Source organism: Chryseobacterium sp. (genome assembly GCF_022869225.1).
GTDB lineage: Bacteria > Bacteroidota > Bacteroidia > Flavobacteriales > Weeksellaceae > Chryseobacterium.
The window spans coordinates 2,326,080-2,338,692 of sequence record NZ_JALIHL010000001.1 but is presented as its reverse complement, the minus strand read 5'-3'; the positions used below and the strand labels follow the sequence as shown (position 1 = coordinate 2,338,692).

Annotated in this window: 11 protein-coding genes and 1 pseudogene; 8 read left to right on the top strand and 4 right to left on the bottom strand. The window is 39.9% G+C overall.

From position 1 onward, the window contains the following. The first annotated feature begins 80 nt into the window (after positions 1–80). From MUW56_RS10980 to MUW56_RS10970, 3 genes are read left to right on the top strand one after another with little or no spacing between them, the layout of a single operon-like run. Positions 81–557 (top strand): T9SS type A sorting domain-containing protein, encoded by a 477-nt coding sequence (locus MUW56_RS10980; protein WP_292013235.1) that lies wholly within the window; start codon positions 81–83, stop codon positions 555–557. A 5-nt stretch (positions 558–562) separates the two neighbouring features. Further along, a complete protein-coding gene (locus tag MUW56_RS10975; RefSeq protein ID WP_292013234.1) occupies positions 563–3,085 on the top strand; it encodes a collagen-like protein in 2,523 nt (840 codons plus the stop codon). Between the two features lie 6 nt (positions 3,086–3,091). Beyond that, positions 3,092–3,508, top strand: coding sequence for a hypothetical protein (locus tag MUW56_RS10970; RefSeq protein WP_292013233.1), 417 nt, complete (start codon positions 3,092–3,094; stop codon positions 3,506–3,508). Positions 3,509–3,598: 90 nt separating this feature from the next. Here the strand turns inward: MUW56_RS10970 and MUW56_RS10965 are convergent, their stop codons facing one another. Beyond that, entirely contained in the window at positions 3,599–4,033 is a 435-nt protein-coding gene (locus MUW56_RS10965; RefSeq protein ID WP_292013232.1) for an META domain-containing protein, read from the bottom strand. A gap of 85 nt (positions 4,034–4,118) precedes the next feature. Between MUW56_RS10965 and MUW56_RS10960 the strand changes: the two genes are divergently transcribed. From MUW56_RS10960 to MUW56_RS22820, 3 genes and pseudogenes are all read left to right on the top strand, one after another. Then, a complete protein-coding gene (locus MUW56_RS10960; protein ID WP_292013231.1) occupies positions 4,119–6,326 on the top strand; it encodes a S46 family peptidase in 2,208 nt (735 codons plus the stop codon). 77 nt (positions 6,327–6,403) lie between these two features. Next, positions 6,404–6,604 (top strand): annotated as a pseudogene (locus MUW56_RS22825) (DUF1905 domain-containing protein); the annotation flags it as partial. Positions 6,605–6,764: 160 nt separating this feature from the next. Then, positions 6,765–6,878 (top strand): YdeI/OmpD-associated family protein, encoded by a 114-nt coding sequence (locus MUW56_RS22820; RefSeq protein ID WP_367118564.1) that lies wholly within the window; start codon positions 6,765–6,767, stop codon positions 6,876–6,878. Positions 6,879–6,896: 18 nt separating this feature from the next. On the opposite strand, the gene MUW56_RS10950 is transcribed toward MUW56_RS22820, so the two are convergent. Together MUW56_RS10950 and MUW56_RS10945 are read right to left on the bottom strand one after the other, a co-directional pair. Continuing rightward, positions 6,897–7,190 (bottom strand): hypothetical protein, encoded by a 294-nt coding sequence (locus MUW56_RS10950; RefSeq protein ID WP_292013229.1) that lies wholly within the window; start codon positions 7,188–7,190, stop codon positions 6,897–6,899. A gap of 339 nt (positions 7,191–7,529) precedes the next feature. Next, positions 7,530–8,363 (bottom strand): AMP-binding protein, encoded by an 834-nt coding sequence (locus tag MUW56_RS10945; RefSeq protein ID WP_292013228.1) that lies wholly within the window; start codon positions 8,361–8,363, stop codon positions 7,530–7,532. Between the two features lie 509 nt (positions 8,364–8,872). On the opposite strand from MUW56_RS10945, the gene MUW56_RS10940 reads away from it, so the two are divergent. Next, positions 8,873–9,835 carry an MBL fold metallo-hydrolase gene (locus MUW56_RS10940; RefSeq protein WP_292013227.1) on the top strand — a complete coding sequence of 321 codons (963 nt, stop codon included), beginning with the start codon at positions 8,873–8,875 and terminating at the stop codon, positions 9,833–9,835. A 31-nt stretch (positions 9,836–9,866) separates the two neighbouring features. Here the strand turns inward: MUW56_RS10940 and MUW56_RS10935 are convergent, their stop codons facing one another. Beyond that, positions 9,867–11,402: a YifB family Mg chelatase-like AAA ATPase gene (locus MUW56_RS10935; RefSeq protein WP_292013226.1), complete on the bottom strand. Its 1,536-nt coding sequence runs from the start codon at positions 11,400–11,402 to the stop codon at positions 9,867–9,869. Between the two features lie 413 nt (positions 11,403–11,815). On the opposite strand from MUW56_RS10935, the gene MUW56_RS10930 reads away from it, so the two are divergent. After that, on the top strand, positions 11,816–12,613 hold the full coding sequence (locus tag MUW56_RS10930) for a hypothetical protein (RefSeq protein ID WP_292013225.1): 798 nt from the start codon (positions 11,816–11,818) through the stop codon (positions 12,611–12,613).

Here is a 12,613-nt window from a genome sequence, read left to right as displayed (position 1 = left end):
TTTCTGTCATCAGATTCTGATAGGCAGTAATTTAGTCTTCCCAAATTTCCTTTCTGTTTATTAACCTAAAACTGTTATTTATGAAAAAAAAAATTATTTATTGCCTCCCCTTGTCTGTATTTTCAATAGTTATCTTTCATGCCCAGTCAGCAGTTCTGGCTACGGGAACGGATGCATCAGCAGGCAATGGATCTGTTTCTTACAGCATAGGCCAGACGGCTTACCTAAATAAAGGTACTCCTGCTCAACTATTGGAAGGAGTGCAGCTGGGTTATGAAATCACGACCCTGTCAACCCACGAAATTTCATCAGATCAGAAGGATATCTTACTCTACCCCAATCCTTTTAAAGATTATTTGTATTTAGATTTTACAACCAACACTTATAAGGGTTCGGAGTACCAATTATTTGATGCACAAGGCAAACTGATCAAAAAAGACAAAATTTTACAATCAAAATCCGAACTGAACTTCTCCTCCTTACCCTCTGCCCTGTATATCATCAGAATCAGCCAAAACGGAACCCCTGTTAAAACGTTTAAAATCCTCAAAAAATAAATACCATGAAAAGAATATTATTATTGTCCTGGATTCTGCTGGGTCTCTTTATGGGGCTCTCGCAGGCACCGGAAAAAATGAGCTACCAGGCTGTTATAAGAAACGGATCTGGACAACTTTTAAGCAATCAAAGTATTGGAGTAAGGGCAAGCATATTACAGGGATCCCCTGCCGGAGCTGCCGTCTACTCTGAAAGACTTACAGGAAGTACCAATTCCAATGGGCTTATCAGTTTGGAAATAGGAACAGGAACTGTTCTTTCGGGAACGTTCGCTACGATAGACTGGCCTTCAGGAAACTATTATTTAAAAACAGAAACTGACCCTACCGGAGGAACGACTTATACCATAACAGGAACCAGCCAGCTGCTCAGTGTACCTTACGCTATGTATGCCAAATCTGCAGGAGGCACCGGCGGCAGCTTTGCTATTCCTTATACCAGCACCGTCAACAACGCTTCTACATTGTTTTCATTAACGAATGATGGAGATGGAACTTCGCTAGAAGGCATTAACAGCACGGTTACCTCCAGTATTGCCGCAGTGAGAGGAATTGTGAGCAACACGGCCCCGGGAGGATTTTCTTCAGCAGTACGGGGGATCAATAACGGGACCGGCGGATTGGGTGTAGGAGTGTACGGAAGCCAGAATGGAAGCGGATGGGGAGTATATGGCGTTACCCCCAATGGCTTAGGTGTATATGGAAATGCCAGCGGAAACGGATACGGGGTATATGCCAACAGTAATACAGGAACGGGTCTGAATGCGACCAGCAATAACGGAATTGCAGCCAATATCGCAATTTTTAATAATTCCAATAACAATAATGTCCTTAATGCCTCCACTGTAGGTAACGGTACCGTCGTAAATATCACCACTTCAGGTAGCGGAGCCGGGATATTAAGTTCTACAGGCAGCGGATTTGGAGTACATGGTATTACCTCCGCCCAGACTTCTGCAGGTATCGTGGGAGATAACAATGGAAATGGGGAGGCTATAGTAGGAAGAACCACCAGTGACATTGCCGGTGCTGTGGTAGGCAGGAATGATGGCGGAGGATATGGAGTGAGAGGATTTGTTTCTACCAACACTTCAGGAACCGGTATTGGTGTATACGGACAGGTAGGGTTAAATAACAGTACGGGACGCGCAGGAAGATTTGAAAATTTTAACCAAACCAATACTGCCAAAAATACTTTTGAAGTAGAAACTAATGGAAACGGGAATATTCCTGACAACACCCAGGGGAATGCTTCTTCTTTTCTTGTCAACAACACCAATAGTGTAGGTGCTGCCGTAAGAGGGGAAGTGAAAACAATTTTTGGAAACTTTGGAGCGGCAGGTATTTTTGGAGTTTCTTCGGGAACCGGCGGCTTCGCCGGACTATTCCACGCGTCCAATCCTTCAGGTAACGGCCCTGCCTTGGTAGCCATCACCGATGGAAATGGAAATGCAATCACAGCCAATGCAAGCAAAAACGGCAATGGTGTAGAGACTAATATTGATGGTGCAGGAAATGCTCTTTATGCCTGGGTTCCCACCTTCGCCACCGGGCGTGCCGGACGATTTAACATCTTTAATGAATCCAATACCAGCGATGTAATAACAGTAACTACTGTAGGGAATGGTACCGCGGGAAACTTTAAAGTAGACCGGGTAACAGGAACTTCTGCAGCGGTAAGAGGAGAAGTAAACTCTCAGTTTTCTAATTTCGGAACAGCAGGTATTTATGGCATATCTTCGGGAACCGGAGGTTTTGCAGGATTGTTCCATGCCAGCAATCCTGCCGGAAACAGCCCTGCACTGATCGCTATTGCAGACGGAAACGGAAACGGTATCACGGCTAATGCATCGAATACCGGAGATGGTGTTGAAACAACAGCAGACGGCTCTGGAAGCGCCATCTATGCGTGGGTTCCTAACTTCGGGACAGGACGCGCAGCAAGATTCGTCAATTATAATACCGCCAATACCAACCCTCCGCTGACAGCAGAAACCCGTAGTACCGGTTCTATCGCTATATTCAGATCTGGAAATCCAACAGCAGTAAATGTAGCCCGTATAGACAATACCGGAAAAGGATTTTTTAATGGAGGCACGCAAAACAGCGGTGCTGACGTTGCCGAAGCATTTGATGTGGAAGGAAATATTTCAGAATATGAAAGCGGTGACATCCTGGTTATTTCAACACATTCAGACAGAACAGTAGAAAAATCTTCAAAACCCTATTCTAACCTTGTTGCCGGCGTATATGCTACCAAACCGGGGGTACTTCTCACCGAAGAGCATATTGATACAGATATTTCAGGTAAAGTTCCCATGGGGGTCATTGGGGTTATCCCCACCAAAGTATGCCTCGAAAACGGAAAAATAAAAAGAGGGGATCTTCTTGTTACCTCTTCAATCCCGGGAGTAGCCATGAAAGCTAATCTTAAAAAGGTTAAAATAGGCCAGGTCATCGGAAAATCGCTTCAGGATTATGATCAAAAGGAGACCGGAAAAATTCAAGTATTAGTCAACATAAAATAAATCATCATGAAAACAGTATTTATTGCCTCATTCTTATTTTTAAGCTCCATGATCTATGCTCAGGAAAATAAACAGGTAACTCCAGTGGATGATCAGACCCAAGTTGTAAAACAGGCCAAAGAACAGGAAGCAAAACTGCTGAAAGAAGCCCGGGAAAACGCGGAGAAGAAAAAAGCACAAACAGGGCTGGTTTCTGATCAGGGGCTGGAAGTTAAAAAACAGGAAACAAAACCCAAAATATCCACTGATAATACAGGAAAGCTGCTCCCCAACACGGCGAGTCTTGAAGAAATAAAGAAAACAATCCCTAACAGACAGGCATCTCGTAATACAGATAATTCTAGGAACACAAATCATATGACTGCCGGATTGCCCAATACGGCTACACTGGAAGAAATAAAAAAAACAATCCCAAAAAACTGATAACCCAAAAAACTAATAGCCAATCTAGATTTTTCAAACAAAAGAAGTCCGCTGAACAGCGGACTTTTGTATTTGGTAAATATATTTTTATTAATCCCAATCAGCAGCAACAAACTTCATTGAATTTCCATGCTCATCAGACAGCGTAAGAAAATGTCCTTCCACTGAATATTTCGTCATCGAGTCAAAATTCTTCTGAAAAGCCGCTTCCAGCTCCATATTCTCGCAGGCTTTTGCTGTACTTGCCCCATTTGAAATTTTTACCTTTCCTCCTTTTTTAAACTCAGAAGTAAAAGACATTCTGTTGCAGCCCATGTAGGCACTTCCCTGTATTTTGCCGTTTTCTAACCTGGATTTCAGATCGATTTCAGCTTTATGATCAATCAATTGATCTTTGGTGAACCCGTTAAAAGAGACCAGCATCCACTGTCTCTGCAGAGACGGATTTTTATCCGGTACAGCGGAACAATTGAAGACTGCTCCTAAAAGCAAAACTGTAAAAAGTGATAATAGTATTTTTTTCATGCGCATTATCATCCCATTTTCATACCAATCCGGGACTGAATCTCGTAAAAATTAGTAAATTAGCGACACAAAAATTTTTTATAAAATGAAAAGACTATTTCTACTATTCACTTTCTTATTGAGCTTTGCTCAAATGAGGGCGGATGAGGGGATGTGGCTGCTAATGCTCATCAAAAGACTCAACGGCGTTGACATGCAAAAAGAGGGTCTACACCTTACGCCTGAAGAAATTTATTCAGTAAACAATTCAAGTTTAAAAGATGCGATCGTAAGCTTTGGAGGTTTCTGTACTGGTGAAATTGTTTCTGACAAAGGACTGATATTTACCAACCACCACTGCGGTTACGGCGCTGTTGCGGCTGCCTCTACACCAGAAAAAGACTATCTGAAGAATGGTTTCTGGGCAATGAAACAAAAAGACGAATTCAACGCAAAAGATCTGTATGTAAGATTTTTAGTGAGAATGGATGATGCTACCCAAAGAATCACGTCTAAGCTAAACAACAATATGACCGGAGCGGAGAGAAAAGCGGTTATCGATGCTGAAACCAAAGCCATCCAAACTGAAAACTCTGAAAACGGAAAATATACTGTAATGGTAAAAGATTTCTTCAATGGAAATGAATTTTACTATTTTGTATACCAGGATTATAAAGATATCAGATTAGTAGGAGCTCCACCTTCTTCATTAGGAAAATTTGGAGGTGATACCGATAACTGGGAGTGGCCGAGACATACTGCAGACTTCACGGTTTTCAGAGTTTATGCTGATGCTGCAGGAAACCCTGCTGAATATTCTCCAAGCAACACTCCTTTGAAGCCTAAGCACTTTCTTCCGGTTTCTCTTAAAGGAATTAAGCCTGGTGATTTCTCTATGATCTTAGGATATCCTGGTAGAACAAACCGTTACCTGACTTCTTACGGAATTCAGCAAATGGTAAACAAAGATTACCCGGCATGGGTAGAAGCTTCTAAAGTGGCGATGGATGTTATGAAAAAGTATATGGATAAGGATAAAGCAACTCAGCTTAACTATGCTTCTCAATATGCTTCTGTAGCCAACTACTGGAAAAACAGACAGGGAACAATTGATGCGGTAAATAAAAACGGAACGATTTCCGACAAGCAGAAAATTGAGGATACTTACAGAAAATGGTCTGCAATGCCAGGAAATGATGCTTATGATGGCATTTTGGAAGATATTGATGCTTACTACAGACAGGTTTCAGACAGAAATGTTGAAAGAAACTATGCTTCCCAGTTTTCAAGAAATGTAAAATATATGACCCTTGCTCTACAGGTAGGATCTGCCCTTAAAGCTTATGCTGCTCAGGATATGCAGGGAAGACTGGCCATGAAAGCTAAAACAGAAGCAGCTATTAAAGCGGCTTATGAAAACTTCAATCCGTCTTTGGAAGGAGAAATGCTTGCTGCGATGACAAGCCTTTACCAGGCAAGAGTGAAAAACACGGAAGTGGCTTCTGCTACCATTCTGGGATTAGATGCTAAAACCGTTTCAAACCTTGCTTATTCTTCAATTTTTGCGAACAAAACTTCTGCAACCAACTTCTTATTGAATCCTGATGCATTAAAACTGGATGCTGATCCACTTTGGAAAACAGCAAACGGAATTGTTGCTGATATCAAGATGAGCAATGAAAGATATGTGAAGGTAGATGACAATTTTGCGAAAAACAACCGTCTGTTCTTGGCAGGACTAGTAAAGGCTATGCCTGAGAAAAAATTCTATCCGGATGCTAACTCTACAATGAGGTTAACTTATGGTACTGTAGACAAACTTCCTATCAGAAATGACAGAAACTATTTTGGAATTACAGATAATTACTATACTGATATGACTGGTCTTGTAGGCAAGTACAAGAAAGGTGATGAAGAGTTCGATCTTCCTCAAAGAGTGATCGACCTTTATAACCTTAAAGATTTCGGACAGTATGCTGATGCTGCCGGTTATATGCCAGTCAACTTCCTTTCTAACAATGATATTACCGGTGGGAACTCTGGTTCTCCTGTAATTGATGGGGACGGAAACCTTATTGGGATTGCTTTTGACGGAAACAGCGAAGCATTAAGCGGTGATATCGTATTTGAACCTGAATGGCAAAAAACCATCAACGTAGACGTTCGTTTTGTTCTTTGGACTATTGATAAGTTTGCGGGTGCAAGAAGATTAGTTGATGAATTAAAGCTTGTAAGAAGTGAAAACACTCCGGCTGATACAAAAACTAAAAACTCAGGAACTACAACAACTCCTAAGAAAACAAAGAAAAAATAATCTTTTTTGATCAATTTTTGAAACCGTGGAATTTACTTTCACGGTTTTTTTATTTTTGAATATTGAAATATCCCATCATGAGCCTTTCCCCTATAGAATTTACAGCCATTATAAAACAGCATGGAGCAATGAATGCCGCTTTCATAGAATTTCCTTTTTCTACGGGAGACCTTTTCAATACTAAAGGAAGGGTAAAGATCAAAGCCGTTTTTGACAATAAGGCGGAATACCGGGGAAGTCTTGTCAAAATGAAAACCGACTGTCATATTCTAGGCTTGACCCAGGAGATTAGAAGACAGCTAGGCAAAACTTTTGGAGATGAGGTTTCAGTTTCCCTTACTGAAGATAAAGAAGAAAGAACTGTAGAAATTGCAGATGATATTGCCTTAGTCTTTAAGGAAAATCCAAATGCCAAATGCCTATTTGACAAAATGAGCTATACTCATAAAAGAATATATACGCTGGATCGAAGAGGCCAAAAAGCCGGAAACACGGGAAAACAGAAAGACTAAAATGATTCAGGTGATCCTGGACGGTAAAAAGGGAATTTAAAATCCTCTTTTTATACTTTTAAATCTTTACTTCTCCTTTCAGATATTGCACTCCTCCCCCATTGGTAACCGTGATGAAACCATCATAATGAGCTATTTTTACCCCTAATTCATTGGCGACTTCTTTGAAATATCCTGCTTTCTCCGTACTATCAGGGATCGGGTTTTTCTGCCATAAAAATGTTGCGGACTGCCCGGATTTATTTTGAAATACCAATGACCCCAACGTACTTCCAAATCCGAACGGCTTAATATCTACTACTGCGCTTTCATTAGCTACAAAATGTTTAGCCAATACAATAAAATTATTCATTTACTATTCTTTATCGTTTATTTTAAACAAAATACGGTATGGATTTCTCCCTTTTGTCTCAGGCAAAGATCTTTGGGCGTTGCGACAAAACTCGACGTATTATTTACCCGGTACAATTACTTTTTATTTGAAACAAAGCTGAGATACTCTTATCAGTCCGCAAAAATCCTCCAAATAAAGCAGGGCTTTTCCTGCCATCTGGAAACTTCCTCTTTCTTGAATCCGGACAAAAAATAAAATGATTACCGGATGCTTTCATATTAATTCTTTATTATCAGAATATTGTCTTAAAAAATCCGGACAGCTCCGCTGTCCGGATTTTAGATTCAAACAAAATAGTTATGAAATCGGTATTCCCAGATACTTCAAATAGGAATCCAGCATGTTTTTATCAAATACAGGTTCCTTGATCCCTGATCCTTCCAGGAACTGAATAACATTGGAACAGTCCCACACATAGGTATTCTGGTGAAGCTCCACGGTAGACAATCCTTCATGCATATTATCTTTGAAAAGGCTGGTCAGCGGATACAGGCGGTTTTTGCTGTCATCCTCCCATTGTTTTCTCCATTCTTTGTAAGGAAGCCCTTTCAAGGTGAACGGATAGTATTTTTTCATGAGTCCAAAGAATGCTTCAAGGGTAAGATTGGTTTCCGGGCGGGCAATCAAGTTGAATTTTTTACCTATTGCTTCTTTATTTTTTGTGATATGAGCCATGGCTTTGGTCATATAGTCTACTGTGATAAGACCCTCTCTGAGCTCTGTTAATGCAGGGTAAGATTTGAATTCCACACAATTTTTTACCAGTCCGGACCACCACTGATAAGGCGCGCTTGCCCCTGTGAGAATTGCCACTGCCCATTCTAACGAACGGTCCAGCCATACCGGAATATACATTCCTTCTTTTATCCCTTTCTCCAATAGCTGGTTGGCCAGCTGATTGCTTCTTTTATCAAGTTCTTTATACGTTACTGACTGCCCCCGGCATACCACTGCGGTATGTTCAGGATGAAGGTCAGCCTGTTTCCGGAAAAGAGACACCAGCGTTTCCTCTTCCAGGTAATCCCATCCGGTTTTATTAAATCTATGTAAAAGTTTTTCCCTGTCCTCGGCAGACAGCAAAACGGCAGAACCTACTGAAGATCCTTCCAGTGTGGGTGTTGTGTTTGACATTATAATACAGTAAATTGGTTAAAAGTTTTTGGCATTTGCCCTTTCATCCGTAATGTCATATTTAAAGCTACAGAAATGGCTTTACCAAACAGATTCAAACGGGCATGGAAAATAGACACAGTTTATAGACTAAATGTGTTTCCTGATAATTTATATCAGAGACTTGGCATTCCTGACTCAGGGTCTTACAGGCGTTTGGAGTAATTATTATTAAAATACAGCAAACACCTTTTAACCGCTAATATTTTATTTTATAGACAATAAAAATCAAGAACTATCCGAAGATGTTATTTTCATAATGTTATATTTTTGATAATATGGTAATCAAACTTAACATAATAATTTAAACCATGCGTTACATAATTACTATCATGTACCCCATTCCGGAATTGATATTCTAAAAGATGCAACAATAAAAAGTGAATGACAACATATTGCACATTTAAAAAGCAAAATTCTTCTGCACACCCCTGTAATGACATCAATGTATTGAAATATTCTCTAAATTTGTGAAAAACAAAACACCCTTCATTATTAATATGGATCAAAAACTGAAGAGAGACCATGGATTCATACATATTCCATGCAATGAACTGGATATTTTTATACTTTCTGACGGATATTTTGGCATTGGATATCACCAGCCTATTTTAGCCCCCGGCATCCCTCAAAACCTTGTAAAAAATGAACTTCGCAGTCTTTATTTATCCGAGGCTTATTATGAAGCTCCTATCAATGTGATGATTGTTAAAACGGATGATCGTACTATTTTAGTAGACACCGGAGAGGGGTTTTATGATGATGAAAATGCAGGAAAACTATTACATAGCATTAGTGCTGCGGGATTTACTCCAGATTCGATCACTGATATTCTGATTACACATGCTCACAGAGACCATATCGGTGGGATCCTTTCTAAAAATGATGATTTTGTATTTCCGAATGCGCATTATTATATTTCCAACCCGGAATTTGAATTCTGGACAGATGATGAACCGGATTTTCAAAAAAGCAAAAACCCTGAAGGAGGAAAGCCAAGCATTCCTTTGGTTAGGAAAGTCTTTTCAGCCATAGATGCCCGACTTACAAAATTTGAAATGGGAGATAGGCTGTTCTCATGCATCCAAACAGAGGCGGCTCCGGGACATACTCCAGGTCATATTATTTATACAGTGAATGACGGAAATATATCAATCACCAACGTGGTAGATATTTTTCACTCTCCTCTGCTTATTGCAAAACCGGACTGGGGCACCCAATGGGATATTGACTTTGAAACAGGAGTTGAAACCCGTAAGAAAGTTCTTGAAAATTGTTATAAAAACAGAACACTTATCTGCTCTGCCCATCTTCCATGGCCCGGCATAGGATATATTAATAAGGTGAATGATCAGTTTCAGTGGGTTCCCAAAGTATACAACGATCCTTTTTCGATCAATCTTAAAATAGATCTGGAAGTAGGCACGGTATAAAATTTTTCTCAGAAAAAGATGTCCGGATCCGTTATCCATTCCAGAATTCCCGGTCCAGACTTCTGTATTGTATCGCTTCGGAAATATGATAAGACAGAATATTCTCAGATTCTTCAAGGTCAGCTATCGTCCTGGCGACTTTCAATATCCTATCATATGCCCTGGCAGAAAGATTGAGCTTTTCCATGGCGCGTTTGATAAGGCTGAAAGAGGCAGTATCCAATTCACAGTACACCTCAATTTCTCTGGGGCCTATTTGGGCGTTGCAGCTGATATTAAGATGCTGATACCGCTCATTCTGAATATCCCTGGCTCTTAAAACCCGCTCCCTTATCTCTTTGCTTTTCTCGCCTTTTCTTTTCTCTGAAAGCTGCTCAAATTCAACCTTCTGAACTTCTATATGAATATCAATCCGGTCCAGGAGAGGTCCGGAAAGTTTGTTCATATACCGCTGCATTTCGTATACAGAGGACGTGTTATTGGGATCATCCGGAAAAAAACCGCTGGGACTGGGGTTCATGGAGGCGACCAACATAAAGCTCGCAGGATAGTTTACGGTAAATCTTGCTCTTGAAATAGTTACCTCCCGATCTTCCAAAGGCTGTCTCATTACTTCAAGAACAGTCCTTTTAAACTCCGGCATTTCATCCAGGAACAAGACTCCATTGTGGGCAAGGGAAATTTCTCCCGGCTGGGGGTAGCTTCCCCCTCCTACTAATGCCACATCTGAAATCGTATGATGAGGTGATCTAAACGGACGAACGGTCATTAAAGAAGCTTCTGATCCAATTTTTCCTGCTACCGAATGTATTTTTGTTGTTTCCAAAGCTTCTTTCAATGTCAGTGGAGGTAAAATACTGGGGACTCTTTTGGCCAGCATTGTTTTTCCGCTTCCGGGAGGTCCTATGAGAATAATATTATGCCCTCCGGCTGCAGCGACTTCCATTGCTCTTTTGGCCGTCTCCTGCCCTTTCACTTCAGAGAAATCGAAGGGAAAATCATTGATCTTTTCATGAAACTCTTTCCTGATGTCCAATATTACTTTTCCGAGTGGCTTTCCTTCATTAAAAAAGTCGATGACTTCTTTGATGTTCTCTACTCCGTATACATCAAGTCCGCTTACAATAGCTGCCTCACGGGCGTTCTGAAGCGGAAGGATAATTCCTTTAAACCCTTCTTCACGGGCCTGAATGGCAATCGGGAGGACTCCTTTAATAGGCTGTAAACTTCCATCCAGAGAAAGCTCACCCATAATGATATAGTGATGAATTTCTTCTGCCTGAATCTGGTCTGAAGCAGCCAAAATGCCTATGGCTATACTCAGATCATAAGCAGAACCTTCTTTCCTGAGGTCTGCAGGGGCCATATTAATGGTAATTTTTTTTCCCGGAATTTTATATCCTACATTTTTAAGGGCTGCAGAGATCCTGTAGCAGCTTTCTTTGATAGCATTATCAGGAAGTCCTACCAAATGATATCCGACTCCTCCCGTATCTACATTTACTTCAATAGTAATTGTTTGAGCAGCAACTCCATGAATTGCGCTTCCATAAATTTTGATCAGCATAGGCGTGTTTTTTGTAAATATAAGACAATTTTATTCACGATTAAATGATAATTCAGCACCAATAACACACTTATAATCAGCCTCTTTTTTTTAATAATCAGGATAAAGAAAGAATAAATACAACCTATTTGGTTAAAAAATAGGTAGAGAAAAACCGAAAATTCTACAGAAATTTCCCAATTTTTAGAACAGACGAAATAATTTTTAACCGGAACAATTAATCACGCTGGAAAGACTTAAATCCGCTCTGCAAAAGGATTTGAAGGATTATCAATATGTCTAAATAATAAGTATATTTTTAATCAAAACATAATTTATTTAGTATTATTTTATTATTTATTTGTTATTTTAAGATATTTTATTATTTTTGAGTAAAGACTAATTAACATTTTTAAACACCAAAACTTTTTAACATGGAAAACAAAATCTTTAGATTTTTGATTGCGTATGCAGTCTTTGGCCTTTTTTTAAACTGTGCCAGTAGTGAAATAGAAGATGGTTTGAGAGATCAGTCTTCTAATGGATCCGTTAAGAGCTCATCAACAGCTTCAAAGTTCGTTGACTACTCCGGAGAAGAATATTACAGGGGAATATTCCTCTTTGAGGGAAAAGTGGCTGACGAAGTTCCGCACTTTAGTGATATTAAAAAACAAGTGGCAACCATGCCTTTAGCTGCACAAAAAGGGCAGCTTGAGTTCAACAATGATATCATTGAAGGGATCAAGGCATTGAATCCTGGTTATTTTGATCAACTGAAAAAAGCTGTAGAAAGCAAGAATTTAACTGATATTGATAATATTATGGATGTTGGGGCTACCCTGGCTGAAGCAGCCATCATCAGTTCTCCTAAATATCAGGCAGCAATTAATCAAATCAATGATGTACAGCAAAAAATAGATATTACCAAATATAATCTGGATACCACAGACGGTCTCAATGAATATCTTAAAGATGTAGGAAATCTGGTTACCAATTCCAACAAGGTGGATCTAAGCTCAAAAAATATGTGTATTTGGCTAGCTGCCGTGGTAGCTGTAGCCATCTGGGACGGAGTTGCCATCGTTAATTACGGTGTGATCGTTAATGCTGCAGCGGTTGCAATGGCTTATGCTGCGGTATATGCTAAAGTAAAATTCTGGGGTCCTAAGAAATCTTCTTTCAGCCAGACCATCAGAGAGCAGGTCGTTTTAGAAATTTCAAATATTAATTAA

Bases quoted from the DNA above. Each gene is read 5' to 3' on its own strand.
- MUW56_RS10980 (WP_292013235.1), top strand. From the start codon at position 81: ATGAAAAAAAAAATTATTTATTGCCTCCCCTTGTCTGTATTTTCAATA.
- MUW56_RS10975 (WP_292013234.1), top strand. From the start codon at position 563: ATGAAAAGAATATTATTATTGTCCTGGATTCTGCTGGGTCTCTTTATG.
- MUW56_RS10970 (WP_292013233.1), top strand. From the start codon at position 3,092: ATGAAAACAGTATTTATTGCCTCATTCTTATTTTTAAGCTCCATGATC.
- MUW56_RS10965 (WP_292013232.1), bottom strand. From the start codon at position 4,033: ATGAAAAAAATACTATTATCACTTTTTACAGTTTTGCTTTTAGGAGCA.
- MUW56_RS10960 (WP_292013231.1), top strand. From the start codon at position 4,119: ATGAAAAGACTATTTCTACTATTCACTTTCTTATTGAGCTTTGCTCAA.
- MUW56_RS10950 (WP_292013229.1), bottom strand. From the start codon at position 7,190: ATGAATAATTTTATTGTATTGGCTAAACATTTTGTAGCTAATGAAAGC.
- MUW56_RS10945 (WP_292013228.1), bottom strand. From the start codon at position 8,363: ATGTCAAACACAACACCCACACTGGAAGGATCTTCAGTAGGTTCTGCC.
- MUW56_RS10935 (WP_292013226.1), bottom strand. From the start codon at position 11,402: ATGCTGATCAAAATTTATGGAAGCGCAATTCATGGAGTTGCTGCTCAA.
- MUW56_RS10930 (WP_292013225.1), top strand. From the start codon at position 11,816: ATGGAAAACAAAATCTTTAGATTTTTGATTGCGTATGCAGTCTTTGGC.